General features: G+C 60.9%; 13 protein-coding genes and 1 pseudogene. 9 read left to right on the top strand and 5 right to left on the bottom strand.

Annotation, left to right across the window (positions count from 1 at the left end; translation table 11 throughout):
• Positions 1 to 59: 59 nt before the first annotated feature.
• The gene (locus PSPTO_RS13550) at positions 60 to 593 is read left to right on the top strand and encodes a DUF4174 domain-containing protein (RefSeq protein WP_005762784.1); all 534 of its coding nucleotides are present in this window, start codon (positions 60 to 62) and stop codon (positions 591 to 593) included.
• Positions 594 to 647: 54 nt separating this feature from the next.
• Here the strand turns inward: PSPTO_RS13550 and PSPTO_RS13555 are convergent, their stop codons facing one another.
• Positions 648 to 1088, bottom strand: a complete 441-nt coding sequence (locus PSPTO_RS13555; protein ID WP_005762782.1) for a CBS domain-containing protein — start codon at positions 1086 to 1088, stop codon at positions 648 to 650.
• A gap of 224 nt (positions 1089 to 1312) precedes the next feature.
• On the opposite strand from PSPTO_RS13555, the gene PSPTO_RS13560 reads away from it, so the two are divergent.
• Positions 1313 to 3676 carry a DNA polymerase II gene (locus PSPTO_RS13560; RefSeq protein ID WP_011104112.1) on the top strand — a complete coding sequence of 788 codons (2364 nt, stop codon included), beginning with the start codon at positions 1313 to 1315 and terminating at the stop codon, positions 3674 to 3676.
• Here PSPTO_RS13560 and PSPTO_RS13565 read toward each other — a convergent pair.
• Positions 3673 to 4518: an NAD-dependent protein deacetylase gene (locus PSPTO_RS13565; RefSeq protein ID WP_011104113.1), complete on the bottom strand. Its 846-nt coding sequence runs from the start codon at positions 4516 to 4518 to the stop codon at positions 3673 to 3675. The genes PSPTO_RS13560 and PSPTO_RS13565 overlap by 4 nt on opposite strands.
• Before the next feature lie 166 nt (positions 4519 to 4684).
• On the opposite strand from PSPTO_RS13565, the gene PSPTO_RS13570 reads away from it, so the two are divergent.
• Entirely contained in the window at positions 4685 to 5527 is an 843-nt protein-coding gene (locus PSPTO_RS13570; RefSeq protein WP_005762776.1) for a PhzF family phenazine biosynthesis protein, read from the top strand.
• 141 nt (positions 5528 to 5668) lie between these two features.
• Here the strand turns inward: PSPTO_RS13570 and PSPTO_RS13575 are convergent, their stop codons facing one another.
• The 3 genes and pseudogenes from PSPTO_RS13575 to PSPTO_RS13585 all read right to left on the bottom strand — a co-directional run bounded on the left by PSPTO_RS13575 (position 5669) and on the right by PSPTO_RS13585 (position 8667).
• Complete coding sequence (locus tag PSPTO_RS13575) at positions 5669 to 6508, bottom strand: TIGR03915 family putative DNA repair protein (RefSeq protein WP_011104114.1); 840 nt, start codon at positions 6506 to 6508, stop codon at positions 5669 to 5671.
• Positions 6505 to 7723, bottom strand: a pseudogene (locus tag PSPTO_RS13580) (putative DNA modification/repair radical SAM protein). The gene PSPTO_RS13575 and the pseudogene PSPTO_RS13580 overlap by 4 nt, the downstream one beginning before the upstream one ends.
• 71 nt (positions 7724 to 7794) lie before the next feature.
• Positions 7795 to 8667: a LysR substrate-binding domain-containing protein gene (locus tag PSPTO_RS13585; protein ID WP_005762770.1), complete on the bottom strand. Its 873-nt coding sequence runs from the start codon at positions 8665 to 8667 to the stop codon at positions 7795 to 7797.
• 242 nt (positions 8668 to 8909) lie between these two features.
• On the opposite strand from PSPTO_RS13585, the gene PSPTO_RS13590 reads away from it, so the two are divergent.
• The 6 genes from PSPTO_RS13590 (at position 8910) to metC (ending at position 15745) form a co-directional block, all read left to right on the top strand.
• A complete protein-coding gene (locus PSPTO_RS13590) occupies positions 8910 to 9752 on the top strand; it encodes a transporter substrate-binding domain-containing protein (protein WP_011104115.1) in 843 nt (280 codons plus the stop codon).
• Between the two features lie 43 nt (positions 9753 to 9795).
• Positions 9796 to 10530, top strand: coding sequence for an amino acid ABC transporter permease (locus PSPTO_RS13595; RefSeq protein WP_011104116.1), 735 nt, complete (start codon positions 9796 to 9798; stop codon positions 10528 to 10530).
• Positions 10520 to 11308, top strand: coding sequence for an amino acid ABC transporter permease (locus tag PSPTO_RS13600; protein WP_005762766.1), 789 nt, complete (start codon positions 10520 to 10522; stop codon positions 11306 to 11308). Before PSPTO_RS13595 ends, PSPTO_RS13600 begins: the two co-directional genes overlap by 11 nt.
• Positions 11295 to 12131, top strand: coding sequence for an amino acid ABC transporter ATP-binding protein (locus PSPTO_RS13605; RefSeq protein ID WP_011104117.1), 837 nt, complete (start codon positions 11295 to 11297; stop codon positions 12129 to 12131). Before PSPTO_RS13600 ends, PSPTO_RS13605 begins: the two co-directional genes overlap by 14 nt.
• 27 nt (positions 12132 to 12158) lie before the next feature.
• Positions 12159 to 12752, top strand: a complete 594-nt coding sequence (locus PSPTO_RS13610; protein WP_011104118.1) for a cysteine dioxygenase family protein — start codon at positions 12159 to 12161, stop codon at positions 12750 to 12752.
• 197 nt (positions 12753 to 12949) lie between these two features.
• Entirely contained in the window at positions 12950 to 15745 is a 2796-nt protein-coding gene (gene metC, locus PSPTO_RS13615) for a cystathionine beta-lyase (RefSeq protein ID WP_011104119.1), read from the top strand.
• Positions 15746 to 15751 lie beyond the last annotated feature (6 nt).

Consider the following 15751-nt stretch of genomic DNA (forward strand, 5'->3'; position numbering starts at 1 on the left):
ACCAGCATCGCGTCTGTCTGCGCGCGATGGCTACCCAATGGATTTGAAAGGAGCCCACCATGTTGATCCGGTCCCTGACCCTTGCCAGCCTGCTCGTCGCTGCCGGTACAGCGTTTGCCGCTGACAGCGACAACCCTCTGGCGCAGGAGCGCGGCAAGTCGCGCCCTCTGATCATCATCGCGCCGAGCACGATTGACCCCACGCTGGTCAGCCTCAAGAAGGCGCTGGACGAGCCTGCCAACCGCGAAGCCTTTGCGCAACGCAACATGGTCTTGTTCACAGTGGTCAATACGATTGGTGAACGCAACGGCAAGACCCTCGACGCACAGTCGACCATGGCCTTGATCCGTGAGCTGAAACTGGGGGCAGGTGCGCAGACCAAGGTGATTCTGGTGGGCAAGGATGGCGAGAAAAAAATCGAGAAGTCTGGCGCGATAGACCCCAAGGAGATCTTCGCCACCATCGACCAAATGCCGATGCGCGAAAAAGAGGCCGCCGCGCCACCGCCCGAGCCGGAAGCCAAGCCTGCACCGGCTGAAAAACAGGGCAAGCCAGCGAAAGGCGGTGCGCCCGGCAAGACGCTGGACGACTGAAAGATCACGTTGCGCGCGGGTCACCGCGCGTCGCGTGCGTGTAACGTGTTCTGATTACTCGCCGCGAATGTATTGTTCAAGCTGCTGAATGAGGCTGGCCTGCTCGGCGATGGCTTCCTTCACAAGGTCGCCGATGGACAGCAGCCCCAACAACTGACCGTCTTCGACAACCGGCAAATGGCGTAAATGGCTGTCGGTCATAATGCCCATGCAGGTTTCCACGGTCTGTTGCGAGTCGACGGTAATGACTTTGCTGCTCATGATCTCACTGACCGGCGTGCCCACCGACGAACGCCCCTTGAGCACCACCTTGCGTGCATAGTCGCGCTCGCTGACTACACCGACCACCGTGCCGTTTTCCACCACTGGCAGCGCCCCGATATTTTTGTCCGCCATCAGCCTGAGTGCATCGAGCACCATCTGATTCGGGCCAATGGTATGCACGTGCTGGTTGTGCAGGTCTTTCAATTTCAGCAGTTGGGCAACGGTTTTCATGGAGCTCTCCGTGATCAGGACCTGGATAACTGTAGTGCATGTGCGGGACCGCTACAGAATCATGCAGCCGGTGTAAGCGATCAAGCGTTAAATAAGGATGAAGGGCATAGACGCAATCAATGGTCAGTGCCCTGTCAATGTGCTCTCAATTCGATCGCCAGCCGCGCCTTTACGCCAATAGCCACGTAGAATCAGCGTGTCCATCTACAGTTGAGGTTGCAGCGTTGGAGTTACAGCAGGGCTTTATCCTGAGTCGGCACTGGCAAGACACGCCCGCCGGGACAGAAGTCGACTTCTGGTTGGCCACTGATCACGGTCCTCGCCACATTCGTTTGCCTTGCCAGCCCTCTGTCGCTTTTATTCCTGCTGAGCAGGGTGAGCGCGCGCAGTCGTTGTTGCGTACCGAGCGTGGAGTCGATTTGCGCCCGCTGGAACTCTGCGATTTCCGCCATCGACCGGTGCTGGGGGTGTACTGCCAGCAGCATCGACAGCTGATGAACGTCGAAAAACTGCTGCGCAGAGGCAACGTGGACGTCTACGAAGCCGACATTCGCCCGCCTGAACGCTACCTGATGGAGCGCTTCATCACCGCGCCCGTGCAGTTCGGCGGCACGCCCAATGCCGATGGTGTGCTCTGTGACGCGCAGATAAGGCCGGCAGCGGATTACCGGCCCAGGCTGAAACTGGTGTCGCTGGACATCGAAACCACGGCGCGGGGCGAGTTGTATTCCATTGCGCTGGAGGGCTGTGGCCAGCGCCAGGTGTATATGCTCGGCCCGGCCAATGGTGGCGACGAGGCGCTGGATTTTCAGCTCGACTATTGCGACACCCGCGCGCAGTTGCTCGAGCGTCTGAACGACTGGCTGGCGCTGCACGACCCCGACGCGATCATTGGCTGGAACGTGGTGCAGTTCGACCTGCGGGTCTTGCACGAACATGCTCAGCGCCTGCAGGTGCCGCTGCGGCTCGGGCGTGGCGGGGAAGCGATGGGCTGGCGTGAGCATGGCAGCCGCAACAACCACTTTTTCGCCGAAGTCAGCGGGCGGCTGATCATTGACGGTATCGAGGCACTGCGCTCGGCGACCTGGAGCTTTCCCTCGTTCAGCCTTGAGAATGTCGCGCAAACCTTGCTGGGCGAAGGCAAGGCCATCGACACGCCGTATCAGCGCATGGACGAAATCAACCGCATGTTCGCCGAGGATAAGCCGGCACTGGCACGTTACAACATCAAGGACTGCGAGTTGGTGACGCGTATCTTCGCCAAGACCCAGTTGCTGACCTTTCTGCTTGAACGCGCCACCGTGACCGGTTTGCCTGCCGACCGCAGCGGTGGCTCGGTGGCCGCCTTCTGCCATTTGTATATTCCGCTGATGCACCGTCAGGGCTTTGTCGCGCCCAATCAGGGCGAACGCTTGCCTGAAGCCAGCCCCGGTGGCTTTGTGATGGATTCGCAGCCGGGGCTGTATGAATCGGTGCTGGTGCTGGACTACAAAAGCCTTTATCCGGCAATCATCCGCACTTTTCTCATCGATCCGGTGGGCCTGATCGAAGGCATGCGCCAGCCTGGAGACAGCGAATCGGTGCCCGGTTTTCGCGGCGCACGCTTTTCTCGCACGCGGCACAGCCTGCCGGCCATCGTCGAGCGTGTCTGGCAGGGCCGGGAGGCAGCCAAACGTGAGCACAACGCGCCGCTGTCCCAGGCCCTTAAAATCATCATGAACGCCTTTTATGGCGTGTTGGGGTCCAGCGGTTGCCGGTTTTTCGATCCACGGCTGGCTTCGTCCATCACCCTGCGCGGACATGAAATCATGCTCAAGACCCGCGACCTGATTCAGGCGCAGGGCTACACCGTGATTTACGGCGACACTGACTCGACCTTCGTCTGGCTGGGACGCCCGCACGGGCAGGAAGAAGCGGCAGGGATCGGCAAAGCGCTGGTGCAGCAGGTCAATCAGTGGTGGCGCGAGCACTTGCAGAACGAATATGGCCTGCAGAGCGCCCTTGAACTGCAGTACGAAACACATTTTCGACGTTTTCTGATGCCGACCGTGCGCGGCGCGGAAGAGGGCAGCAAGAAGCGCTACGCCGGGCTGGTCACACGCGCCGACGGTGCTGAGGAAATGATCTACAAAGGTCTGGAAACGGTGCGCACCGACTGGTCGCCACTGGCCCAGCGGTTTCAGCAGGAACTGTACCTGCGCATTTTCAAGCGCCAGCCGTATCAGGATTATGTGCGTGATTACGTGCAGCGCACCCTGTCAGGCGAGCTGGATGATCTGCTGATCTACCGTAAGCGCCTTCGACGCAAGCTTGATGACTACCAGCGCAACGTGCCGCCGCATGTGCGTGCTGCGCGTCTCGCCGACGAGTACAACGACCAGCAGGGCCGACCCCGGCAGTATCAGAGCGGCGGCTGGATCAGCTACGTGATGACCACCGTGGGGCCGGAACCGCTGGAAATTCGTCATGCGCCGATTGACTACGATCACTACGTGACGCGCCAGCTGCAACCGCTGGCCGATGCCATCCTGCCCTTTGTGGACGATGATTTCAGCACGTTGATCGGTGGGCAGCTCGGGCTTTTTTAGCGGGTAATCAGTTGCTCGGCCAGCCAGGGCAACACCTGTTCGCATGGCGCTTCGATCTTCATTCGCAGCAATTCATCTGCGCGGGTCTTGCCATGATTGATGGCGATGACCGGTTTACCCTGTTCGGCCATTGCCTTGCACAGCCGGAACGCTGACCAGGCCATCAGCGAAGTGCCGACGACCAGCAAACCTTCGGCCTGCTCGACACTCAGCGTCGCCCTGGCTGCGGTGTGCGAAGCGACATTTTCGCCAAAGAACACCACGTCCGGCTTGAGCCTTTTGCCCTGGCAATGCGGGCATTCGGGCACCTTGAAACCGGCTTCGTAGGCGGGGTCCAGCAGGGTGTCACCATCGGGTGCCTGGGTCGCATGCACATCGGCCAGGTACAGATTGTGCGCCAGCATCTGCTCCTGAATGGCCGTACGGTCGCTGCGCTGCTGACAATCCAGGCACAGCACGCGGTGCAGGCTGCCGTGCAGCTCGATAACGTCTTGGCTGCCGGCCTGGGTGTGCAGCGCATCGACATTCTGCGTGATCAACCCTTTGATGAGGTTTTCAGCCTGTAGTGCCGCCAGCGCCCGGTGTGCGGCGTTGGCCTGCGAGGCGCTGATACGCGGCCAGCCAAGCATGGCGCGTGCCCAATAACGCTGGCGGGCAGCGGGGTTGCCGACGAACTCCTGATACATCATGGGCTGTGCGCCACGTCGCACGCCGTCTTTGTCGCGATAGTCCGGGATGCCGGACGCGGTGCTGATGCCCGCGCCGGTGACCACCAGAAACGATTTTTCGGCCATTGTCCGGCGCAGGCTATCAAGCAGATCAAGGGTTGGGCTGTCGAGCATGTTGGACCTCGGGCGGCGAGCGTGGAGATTGACGTCAAGCGTCGCAGATAGCTTCTCGGCAAGTCAGAACTGTGAGCCGTCGCGGCGAAGGTTGGTTCAATATCCCGTTGTCTGGCCCGCACCCGGCGTGGCAATCTGCGTTTTTACTTCTGGAAAGGAAGCCTTGATGCGTTCGTTTGATTTCAAGCAACTGGATGTTTTCAGCGATCAGCCGTTGCTCGGCAACCCGCTGGCCGTGGTGCTGGGTGCGGAGGGTCTGACCGACGAGCAGATGGCAGCCTTCGCACGCTGGACCAACCTGAGTGAAACCACGTTTCTGCTCAAACCCACAGACCCGCGTGCCGACTATCGGGTACGTATCTTTACCACCCTTGAAGAGCTACCGTTCGCCGGTCATCCCACCTTGGGCAGCTGCCATGCGTGGCTGGAAAGCGGCGGCGTGGCGCGAGGTGAGGAAATCATTCAGGAGTGCGGGATCGGTCTGGTACGCATTCGCCGCGAGGGCAGCGGGCTGGCATTTACCGCGCCACCGTTGTTGCGTTCGGGTGCGGTAGACCCTGAGCTCATCGAGCAGATCCGCCTCGGCATGAAGCTGGGCGCGGGTGAGATTCTGGATGCGCGCTGGGTAGATAACGGCCCGGGCTGGGTCGCGCTCAGGCTGGCTGATCGCGCCAGTGTTCTGAGGTTGCAGCCCGACTACGCGCAACTGAGCGGCCTGAAACTCGGCGTCGTTGCGCCATGGGACCCGGTGGTGGACGGTGACGAGGCGCAGTTTGAAGTGCGCGCTTTTGTTCCGGGTGACGGCATGGCCGAAGACCCGGTGACAGGCAGCCTAAATGCTGGCATCGCCCGCTGGTTTCTGGAAGAAGGGCTGGCGCCGGCTCGTTACGTCGTCAGCCAGGGCACCGCGCTCGGGCGCAAGGGCCGTGTGTCCATCCAGCGCTTGGGTGACGATATCTGGGTGGGCGGCTCGACCGTGACCTGTATTGAAGGGCGGGTTTCGCTCTAGACGCTGAGCGTGATGCATCAATCAAGGCATTGCCGATAATCCCGGCTATCGTGCGACGCTCTGCGTCGCATGCTGTTCTGGACGCTCTGCGTCCGATCCTCGATGCATTGGCCAGGGCAAGAGCGTCGCAACGTCAAAGACTCAATCCCTGAGCGCAATCTTCTTGCCGCGTCGCGCAGCGATATCGCTGGCCTGGCCGTCGCGTTGTTTGCCCGTGCGGGCCTGGGTGATGAGTGCCGGGATAAGCGAGCCTTCGGGCAGGTTTTTCCAGAAGCGCGAAGGGAAGTGGCCTTCCATGACCTTGGGATTGAGGCGGGCGGGGTTGAAGATGTGGCTGTAGTAGGTCAGCCACAATTCACCGTGCGGGTCTTCGACCTGTCTGGCCATCGTTTGCCAGGCTTCAGGGCAGCGGCGCTCGTGGATCAATTGCTTGCCGTCGTAATACACGCCGTCTTGTGGTGTGGCAATCATCCAGCGGTGCTGGCCCATGCGGCCGATGAAGTGCTCGCTGGCACTGTGCAGAATATCGTGGGCCGGTTCATGCCAGGCCACGTATTGCGGGCGCATGATCGCTGCATCGTTGTCGGCCGGCGGCAATGCGACAAAACGCAAAAAAGCATGCAGGTGATGCGCCTCGCGGCGTACAGCCTTGAGCCGTCGATGCAGCTCGCTGCCCAGTTTGTCGCCGGCCATCATGGCCGTGCGGTCACCGTGAGTGACGCGCCACAGCACTTCGTACAGCAAACTCCAGCGCTGTTCGCCTCGATAGCGCGATGTGCTTTGCAGCAACTGCAGCAACTCCAGCGGCACGCGGGCCTGAAACGGGCCGGATTGTTCGGGGTATTGTTCTTCGCTGCCAAACAGGTCGGCGGCGTCCGGGGATTTCCAGCTGACCTGGCTGGGGTCAATTTCATGACTTAACAACCAGCGCGCTTGCAGCCGCCAGGTGTCGAAAAGGTCGTCACAGTCCAGGCAGATCATCCCCACAGCCCCATTTGCTGAGGCTGCGGCCGGTCACGCAACTGGTGATGGAGGAACTCGCTGGTGGTTTCCGCATGCGGCGGGTGGTAGTCACTGGTGATGATGAACGGCTTGGCCTTGGCGAGTATGCAGCGCATGCGGGCCAGGTCTTCGTAGCGGATGCGCCGCTGCATGCGCAGTTCGACCAATCGCTGCGTGGTGCGGATACCAATACCCGGCACCCGTGCAATCAGTGCCGCGTCTGCCTTGTTCAGGTCCAGCGGAAACACTTGTCGGTTACCCAGCGCCCAGGCCAGTTTGGGGTCGATGTCCAGCGCCAGATCGCCGGGGCCGCTTAGCAGTTCGCCTGCGGTAAAGCCGTAGCCGCGCAGCAGAAAGTCAGCCTGATACAGCCGGTGCTCGCGCATCAAGGGCGGCGCGGCCAGCGGCACGCTGTTGGGGCTGTTGGGGATCGGGCTGAACGCCGAGTAATAGACGCGGCGCAGCTTGAAGTCGCTATACAGCGTCTGCGCACTGTGCAGGATGGTGCTGTCATCGGTGGCGTCGGCGCCAACGATCATCTGGGTACTTTGCCCGGCCGGGGCAAAACGCGGCGAGCGCGGTTCGTTGCGCACGGTCTGCCCGCCGGTGTAAATCGTCTGCATGGCCTGCTTGATGGATGCGACATCTTTTTCCGGCGCAAGGGTTTGCAGGCTGACGTCCGTTGGCAGCTCGATATTGACGCTCAGGCGGTCCGCGTAACGCCCGGCTTTTTCGATCGGCCGGGTCAGCGTCGGGGATGGTCTTGAGGTGGATGTAGCCGCGAAACTCGTGCACTTCGCGCAGCAACCGCGCCACTTCAACCAACTGTTCCATGGTGTAATCCGCCGAGCGGATGATCCCGGAACTCAAAAACAGCCCGCTCACGCAATTGCGACGGTAGAAGTCCAGGGTCAGGGTGACCACTTCTTCGGGCGTGAAGCGCGCGCGGGGCACATCGCTGGAGCGGCGATTGACGCAGTATTGGCAGTCGTACAGGCAAAAGTTGGTCAGCAGGATTTTCAGCAGTGAAACGCAGCGCCCGTCAGGCGTATAGCTGTGGCAGATGCCCATGCCGTTGGTGGAGCCCAGGCCGGATTTGTTCTGCGAACTGCGCTTGGGTGCTCCACTGCTGGCGCACGACGCATCGTACTTGGCGGCGTCGGCCAGAATGCTGAGCTTGTCGATGAGCTCCATGAAGTGCCCCTTAACTGTTTGGATGTACAGTATAGGGTCGACTGGCTATTCACAAGTACCGCACGGCGGAGTTACAGGCTCTGGCTTGCGCGTATCAGCTCATAGGCCTTGCGCGCCAGCGGGTTCAAGGTATTGGGCCTGATCCACAAGTGGTAGGTGACGTCCGGCAGGCGCGGCAGGCCTTCGCTTTCCCCCAGCACGCGCATGTCCGGGCCGAGCATTTCCATGCTGCGTGGCGTCACGCCAAGCCCCGCGCGGGTGGCGGCCTTGATGCCGATCAGGTTGGAAGCCAGATAGGCCTGGCGCCATGGAATGTTGGCCGCCTCCAGCGCGTGCAGCGCATAGCGCCGATAGATGCTGGGCTCATCGACCAGAATCAGCGGCAGGGGCTCGCCCGGCACATGAATGTACTGCGCCGAGCAGATCCACCAGACCGGTGAGGTTCGCAGGGCGAAGCCCTCCAGCGTCGGGTCTTCGCGGGTAGAAATCACCATGTCGACTTTGCCGCGGTGCAGGTCGTCCATCAGGAACGGGCTGCGCCCCACATCGATCTCCAGGCGTAGCCTTGGCGCCGAACGGGCGATGTGGCTGAGCAGCGGCGGCAAAATGGTGTCGGCGATGTCATGGGGCGAGCCGATGCGCAGCACGCCGCTCAGGCTGCTGTCGCGCAATGAATTGAGCGCATCGTCATTGAGCGACAGCATCTGCCTGGCGTGCCTCAGCAGTTGCCGACCCGACTCGGTCAATTGCTTGTGCCGTCCTTTCTTCTGAAACAGGCTGACACCGGTCTGCTGCTCCAGGCGCTGCATGTGCTGCGTGACCGAAGACTGGGTTCGCGCCAGGTGAGCGCCGGCCTGAGCAAAGCTGTGCTGGTCGACCACGGCAACGAAGGTGCGCAGCAGTTCCAGATCGAGCGTCGAGGTTGTTGTGGGTGAGTCGGGCATGGTCTCGGGTCGAACTCATATCAGGATGGCTGAGGAATACATTACGAAAATTAATGTGTTTTGTGTAGGTCCTTAGATCTTTACAATTTATCGCCAATGTTTGCAGGGAATTATAAGTTGAATAGGCATAAGTGAACTTAAAGTTATAACCATATTTGATATTTGAATTTCCGTTAACGGGCGGCGATCCGTAGTGTCGCTGCATCAGGTCGGGGCTCGCCGATCATCAACCGGGGTATTTCATGTCGAACAAGCGCTCATCCGTTTCAGGTTTTCTTCCAGCGATGCTGGGCGTTCTGGCCAGCATCGCTGTTAGTGGTTTTGTACTGGCGGATGCAACGCTGGACAAGGTTCAAGAGCGTCATCGTCTGGTGGTCGGGGTGTTGCTGTCAGGTGGCCCGTTCGGCTCCATCGACCCCCAGACCCGCAAACCCCAAGGCGTCAATGTGGAGCTGGCCGAGGACATAGGCAAGCGGCTGGGTGTCGAGGTCGAACTGGTGTCGGTATTGACGGCCAACCGCGTGCAGTTTTTGCAGCAGGGCAAGGTGGACCTGTTGATCGCCAACATGGAATGGACGCCTGAGCGCGGCCAGCTTCTCGGCTCGGTGCCCACCCCGTTTTACCGCGTGGGTGGGACTGCTGCCGTGCTCAAGGACAGCGCGATCACGCGCTGGGAAGACCTCAAGGGCCAACCAGTCTGCACCTCGCAAGGCAGCAGTTACATCAAGGCACTGACTGAGTTTGGTGCCGACATCAAAGCCTTCAAAAGTTCGTCCGAATCGTTGCTTGCGTTGCGCGGCAACAATTGTGTCGCGGCCGTGCACGACGCCACGCTGATCAATCCGTTGCTGGCAGGTAATGATGAGTGGAAGGGCTATCGCGCCATCGCACCAGAGCTCAATCCTGCGCCATCGGTGATCTGGACCCGTTCCGGTGAAACCGACACGCAGAATCGCCTCGACAGCATCGTTCAGGACTGGCACCGCAGCGGCTGGCTGATCGAGCTGGAAAAACGCTACAACATCACCCCTGCATCACCCGCACTGGTTGAACTGCATGAGCAGTTCAAGGGCAAAGGCGCCTGATTCTCTTGCTTCGGCGTTCACTACCCTCCTGCGAGAGAACCTCATGAACCACTGGCTTGAATCTGCGGTGCAGTGGGCTGCCGGTATCGGTCTGAACTACGCCTTTTTGCTCGACGCCTATCAGCGCGGCACGATGCTGGAAGGTGCCGTGACCACACTGTGGCTGTGCCTGCTCACCATCATCGGTAGCCTGCTGGCCGGCGTTGCTCTGGCGGCAATGCTGACCTCGGGCAAAGCCTGGCTGGCCATGCCTGCGCGGATATTCATTGAAGTCACGCGCAACACGCCTACGTTGGTGCAGCTTTACTGCGCGTTTCTGGTATTGAACATGTTGCTGACCCAGGCGGTTGGCGCAGCGAATCCGCTGACCCCGTTTGCCTGGGTGGTGATCGTGATTTCCCTGCACAAGGGTGCATTTCATGCCGAAGCACTGCGGGCCGGTATCGAAGCGGTGCCCGCCGTGACGCTTGAGGCGGCCAGTTCACTGGCGTTCAGCAGCCGTCAATTGTTGTGGAATGTGCAGTTGCCGCTGGCCGTGCGTTTCGCCTTGCCGTCGCTGGTCAACAACCTGATCGATCTGGTGAAGATGACGGCGGTGGCGTCGGCGATTGCGGTAAATGACATCACCTACGCCTCGATCATGATCTGGACTCAGAGTGACAACGTGCTGGAACTGATGATTCTGTTGCTGAGCTTTTTCGCGGTGCTCAGTTTTGCAGTTAATTGCGCAGGGCGTGCCCTGGAAGCTCGCTTGAGGATGCCCGGCTATGGCGATTGACTCGTCACTCGCCACGCCGCCCGCCTGGCCGCGTCGCCGCCTGGTTACAGTGAGCCTGGCAGTGCTGTTGGTGAGCGCGCTGTTTTATTGGGCGTCTGGACGCCCGATATTCAACGCTTTGGTGCAGTGGTCGCCCGCACTGGCGGGCGGTTTTGCGCAGAACATTCTGATCAGCCTGGTTGCCATCGGCCTGGGCTCGGTGTTCGGTCTGCTGGTCGGGGCGCTGGGGCTTTCGCCGTTCCGCTTGCTGCGTTTGCCAGCGCGTCTGTGGGTGCAGGTCTTTCGTAATGCGCCGTGGCTGGTGTTGATCTACTTCACCACTTATGTGTTCCCATTCGAGATCAAGATTGCCGGAACCTACATCGCCTTTCCTGACTGGGTGAAAGTCACCCTCGGCCTGGCATTGCCTGCCAGCGCCAATGTGGCCGAGATCTTTCGCGGCGCAGTGGCCTCTATCCCCAGCACCCAGTGGGAGGCTGCACGTTCGCTGGCCTTCACGCGGGGGCAGATTTTTCGCTCGATCATCCTGCCGCAGTGCTTCAAACGCATGTTGCCGCCGTGGATGAACCTGTACGCGGTGATCACCATGGGCACGGCGCTGGCGTCGCTGGTGGGCGTGCATGATGTGATCGATACCGCGCAGATTGCCAGTAACACGGTCAACCAGACCGGTTTCACGGTGGTTATCTATTGCAGCCTGCTGGTGCTGTTCTTCGCTTATTGCTACCCCATTTCCCGTCTGACTCACTACCTGGAGCGACGCTATGCCTTCCATTGATTCTGGCGCCCAGTCACTGGTCAGTCTGCGTGATCTGCACCTGTCGTTCGGCAATAACCGTGTGCTCAAGGGGATCGATCTGGATGTCGAGCGTGGTCAGGCGGTGTCGATCATCGGCCCGTCGGGCTCGGGCAAGTCGACCATCCTGCGCTGCATTACCGGCTTGTTGCAGACGCAGCGCGGCAGCATTCGCGTCGGTCAGACCCGGGTTGATGAGTTGACGCGTGAAGCCGAGCGCATCGAGTTGCGCAAGCGGGTCGGGTTTGTGTTTCAGCAATACAACCTGTTTCCGCATTTGTCAGTGCTGGAAAACCTGGTGATAGCACCCCGCAAGGTGCTGGGCATCGAGCGCGGCGAGGCAGAAAAACAGGCGCGGGCGTTGCTGGCCAAGGTGCGCATGGAGCACAAGGCCGATGCGTATCCGGGGCAGTTGTCCGGAGGGCAGCAACAGCGGGTGGCCATCGCTCGCGCCCTGACCATGCGTCCGGAACTGATCCTGTTCGATGAAGTGACCTCGGCGCTGGACCCGGAAACGGTCGGCGAGGTGCTGACCGTCATTCGCGAGCTGACCGAGGAGGGCATGACCTGCGTGTTGGTGACTCATGAGATGCGTTTTGCCGAGGAGATCAGTGACCAGGTGTATTTCACCGAGAACGGCCTGATTGTCGAACACGGCAGCGCCGAGCAGATATTCCAGCGCCCGACCAGCGAGCGCACGGCCGCGTTTTTGCGCCATGCACTGGGGGATGCGGGACGTCGAAACCACACGGCGGGCGACCCGTTTCTGCTGAGCAATATCAGCCGCTACAGCCTGTCCGTCTAAATCAGAACCAAAAAAGGGAGCACCTGTATGAGCCTTGATGACCGAACCCACGTAATAGAAGCGTTTCTGCAGCAAGTGCGCGTCATCCACGAGCGCGGCGTGGACCGTGCGGCACTGGCTGAAATTGTCACGTTGCTGGAGACGCTGGCCGAGCGGCATGACCTGTTCAATTTCGCCGGTTTTCCCGCTCCGGTGGCGGGCGAGGGTGATACCGCGTTTCGCTACCGGCTCAACGACGATGGCGAAGCCCCGACGCTGTACATGAATTCCCTGTTGCCCGGCAAAAGCACCTTGCCGCATAACCATGAAACCTGGGCGGTGATCGTCGCGGTGCAGGGTCAGGAAATCAATTACGTATGGGCTCGCACCGATGACGGCAGTGACCCGGCCTTCGCCCGGCTTGAGCTGGAGAAAGAGGTGGTGGTTCAGCCCGGCACGCCGATTTCGTTTCTAGGTGAAGACCTGCACGGCATCAAGGTCGAGGGCGATCAGCCCACCTTGCATTTCCACCTCTACGGCCGTCCGCTGGAATCACTCAACGGCCGCTATGGCGTCAATCAGGAAGGGCGCGTGCTCAATTACAACGCTTCGCAGATGGCACCTTCGATTCAGGCGTATTAGGCTCTGTACGAAAAGTCGGCGAGCGAAGGTCAGGCAAGGCAAAAACAGACGAGGAAGCGGAGTCTACGGGTTGTAAATGAGCATTCCGAGCCTGTTTTTAACGCAGCATCACCGAGCGCAGCCACTTTTCGTACAGAGCCTAAGCCGGTGCGAGGTGCGTGCGATAGCGTTTTCTTTCAACTCAAATGAGCCACCCAATGAGCCAGAACATCACCCCGGCGCACCTGCAACAATGGCTGTTCGACGGGCAGGAAATTGCCCTGTTCGATGTGCGTGAGCATGGCCAGTATGGCGAAGCGCATCTGTTTCACGGGGTGACGCTGCCCTACAGCCGTCTGGAACTGGACATCCGCCGTCTGGCACCGAACACTGCCGTGCGCCTGGTGATTTACGACCATAGCGGCAGCGATGTCGCACCGCGAGCAGCCCTGCGACTCGCTGCGTTGGGCTACGGCAACGTGCACATTCTGCAGGGCGGCGCGCAGGGCTGGCGAGAATCGGGCCGACAGCTGTTTGCAGGCGTGCATGTGCCGTCCAAGGCATTTGGCGAGCTGGTCGAGCAGGTCAGCCACACGCCGCATGTCACGGCCACGCAACTGGCACAGTGGCAGGCGCGCGGCGAGCCGCTGGTGGTGCTGGACGGCAGGCCGTTCGATGAGTACCGCAAGATGACCATCCCAGGTTCCGTGTGCTGCCCCAATGGCGAGCTGGGTTATCGCATTCGGGAACTGGTTGGCGATGACAGCACGCCGATTGTCGTCAACTGCGCCGGGCGCACACGCAGCATCATCGGCGCTCAGACGCTGATCGATATGGGCCTGAAAAACCCTGTATATGCACTCGAGAACGGTACACAGGGTTGGTACCTGGCCGATCTGCAACTGGAACACGGCAGTGTCCGGCGCTACCCGGATGAGGTGTCCGCAGCGGCGCTGACCCGACAGCGCAATGCTGCCGAGGCGCTGGCCAGGCGCGCGCAGGTGCAGACCGTGACGGGCGGACAAGTGCAGCGCTGGGCTGAGGAGTCCGGTCGCAGCCTGTTTCTGTGTGATGTACGCAGCGCCGAAGAATTTGCCGCAGGCAGCCTGCCCTGCGCGCAACACACGCCTGGCGGACAGTTGATTCAGGCCACCGATCTGTACGTTGGGGTGCGCAACGCACGGCTGGTGTTGCTGGACGCCGATGGCATTCGCGCGCCCATTGTCGCCAGTTGGCTAAGGCAACTGGGGCATGATGCATATGTGCTGGCTGACGGCGTCGAGAGCGGCCTGTCGCTGCCGGTGGCTGAAGCTAACGTGGCCACGGCAGACGTGCCGATCAGCATTCAGGCACTGGAAGACGCGTTGAAAGACGCGGCGGTTGCGCTGATCGATCTGCGTTCCAGCACGCGCTACCGCAAGGCACATATCGACGGCTCGCGCTGGTCGATTCGCCCGTTGCTCGCAGGTGTTCTGGCGCAGGAAATCAGGCCGGTGGTGCTGGTCGCCGACGATCCGCTGATTGCGCAACTGGCCGTGCAGGAATTGCCTTTGGCGCAGCGTCAGCAGACTCGCGTGCTTGAAGGCGGCGTTGAGGCCTGGCAGGCGGCCGGGCGGCCAGTGCGCGAAGGCAGCGCAAGTCTGGCAGACGAGCACTGTATCGATTTTCTGTTCTTCACCCATGATCGGCACTCGGGCAACAAGGACGCTGCACGTCAGTACCTGGCCTGGGAGATAGGCTTGCTGGGGCAAATGACCGCGCAGGAGATTGCCAGCTTCAAGCCCCTGCAACTCGAACCGGCGTCTGGCGGGCCGCGCAATCCGTCGCTGCGCGATCCTTTGCTACGTACAAGGCTGGTGCATGCAGCACGTACGGCCAAGGGCGATGGAATGCGCGGTGTCAATGTGCCCGTCACGCGTCTGAGTACGGTGCTGTTCGACAGTTTGAGCGAGATGCGCGATGTGCGTAAGCGTCGCGACAGCGAGCGGCTGTTGAGTTATGGCGCGCGAGGCAATCCGACGGGCTTTGCCCTTGAAGACCTGGTCACCGAGCTGGAAGGTGGTTATCGCACCCGGCTGTTCAGCAGCGGCCTGGCTGCGGTGGCGCAGACGTTTCTGGCCTACCTGCGCCCCGGCGATCATGTGTTGCTGACCGACGCCGTCTATTCACCGGTACGCCGTGTGGCGCAGGAGTTTTTGCAGCCGTTCGGGATCGAGGTCAGCTATTACGCCGCCGACGGTCGAGGGCTGGAAGCGCAGTTGCAGGACAACACACGCATGGTCTACGCCGAAGTGCCCGGCTCACTGCTGTATGAGCTGTGCGACCTGCCTGCACTTGCGGCGTTGTGTCGGCCGCGTGGAATTCTGCTGGCGGTGGACAACACCTGGGGCAGTGGCTATCTGTACCGGCCGCTGGCGCTGGGTGCGGACATTTCCATCATGGCCCTGACCAAATACCTGTGTGGCCACAGTGATGTGGTGATGGGCAGCGTCTGCACCCGCGAAGACGTCTGGGCGCCAATTGGACGGATGGGCGACACTTTGGGCAACGCGACCAGCCCTGATGATGCCTGGCTGATACTGCGCGGCGCACGCACGCTGGCCTCGCGCGTGGAGGTGCATGAGCGCCAGGCGCTGGAGGTCGCGCTGTGGCTTGACGCCCACCCGCAGGTTGGCCGGGTGTTTCATCCGGGCTTGCCCACACATCCGCAGCATTGGCTGTGGAAGCGCGATTTCAGTGGCAGTAACGGTCTGCTGTCGTTCGAGTTGCGTGACGATGATCCCGCATTGGCAGAGCACTTCATCGGCGCCTTGCAGCTGTTCGGCCTCGGGGCGTCGTGGGGCGGTTATGAGAGCCTGATCACAGTGGCCGAGCTCACGGCGCGGAGCAGCGAAGAAGACAGGCAGCTCAACACCGTGCTGCGCCTGCACATCGGCCTGGAGGATGGCTCGGCGCTGATCGAAGATTTACAGCGCGGGTTTTTGGCCTGCATGGAGGCTCGAACGCGAGGATGAATGTTA

This window comes from Pseudomonas syringae pv. tomato str. DC3000 (assembly GCF_000007805.1).
GTDB lineage: Bacteria > Pseudomonadota > Gammaproteobacteria > Pseudomonadales > Pseudomonadaceae > Aquipseudomonas > Aquipseudomonas avellanae.

Bases quoted from the DNA above. Each gene is read 5' to 3' on its own strand.
- PSPTO_RS13550 (WP_005762784.1), top strand. From the start codon at position 60: ATGTTGATCCGGTCCCTGACCCTTGCCAGCCTGCTCGTCGCTGCCGGT.
- PSPTO_RS13605 (WP_011104117.1), top strand. From the start codon at position 11,295: ATGCCTTCCATTGATTCTGGCGCCCAGTCACTGGTCAGTCTGCGTGAT.
- PSPTO_RS13575 (WP_011104114.1), bottom strand. From the start codon at position 6,508: ATGATCTGCCTGGACTGTGACGACCTTTTCGACACCTGGCGGCTGCAA.
- PSPTO_RS13590 (WP_011104115.1), top strand. From the start codon at position 8,910: ATGTCGAACAAGCGCTCATCCGTTTCAGGTTTTCTTCCAGCGATGCTG.
- metC (WP_011104119.1), top strand. From the start codon at position 12,950: ATGAGCCAGAACATCACCCCGGCGCACCTGCAACAATGGCTGTTCGAC.
- PSPTO_RS13565 (WP_011104113.1), bottom strand. From the start codon at position 4,518: ATGCTCGACAGCCCAACCCTTGATCTGCTTGATAGCCTGCGCCGGACA.
- PSPTO_RS13595 (WP_011104116.1), top strand. From the start codon at position 9,796: ATGAACCACTGGCTTGAATCTGCGGTGCAGTGGGCTGCCGGTATCGGT.
- PSPTO_RS13600 (WP_005762766.1), top strand. From the start codon at position 10,520: ATGGCGATTGACTCGTCACTCGCCACGCCGCCCGCCTGGCCGCGTCGC.
- PSPTO_RS13610 (WP_011104118.1), top strand. From the start codon at position 12,159: ATGAGCCTTGATGACCGAACCCACGTAATAGAAGCGTTTCTGCAGCAA.
- PSPTO_RS13555 (WP_005762782.1), bottom strand. From the start codon at position 1,088: ATGAAAACCGTTGCCCAACTGCTGAAATTGAAAGACCTGCACAACCAG.
- PSPTO_RS13585 (WP_005762770.1), bottom strand. From the start codon at position 8,667: ATGCCCGACTCACCCACAACAACCTCGACGCTCGATCTGGAACTGCTG.
- PSPTO_RS13570 (WP_005762776.1), top strand. From the start codon at position 4,685: ATGCGTTCGTTTGATTTCAAGCAACTGGATGTTTTCAGCGATCAGCCG.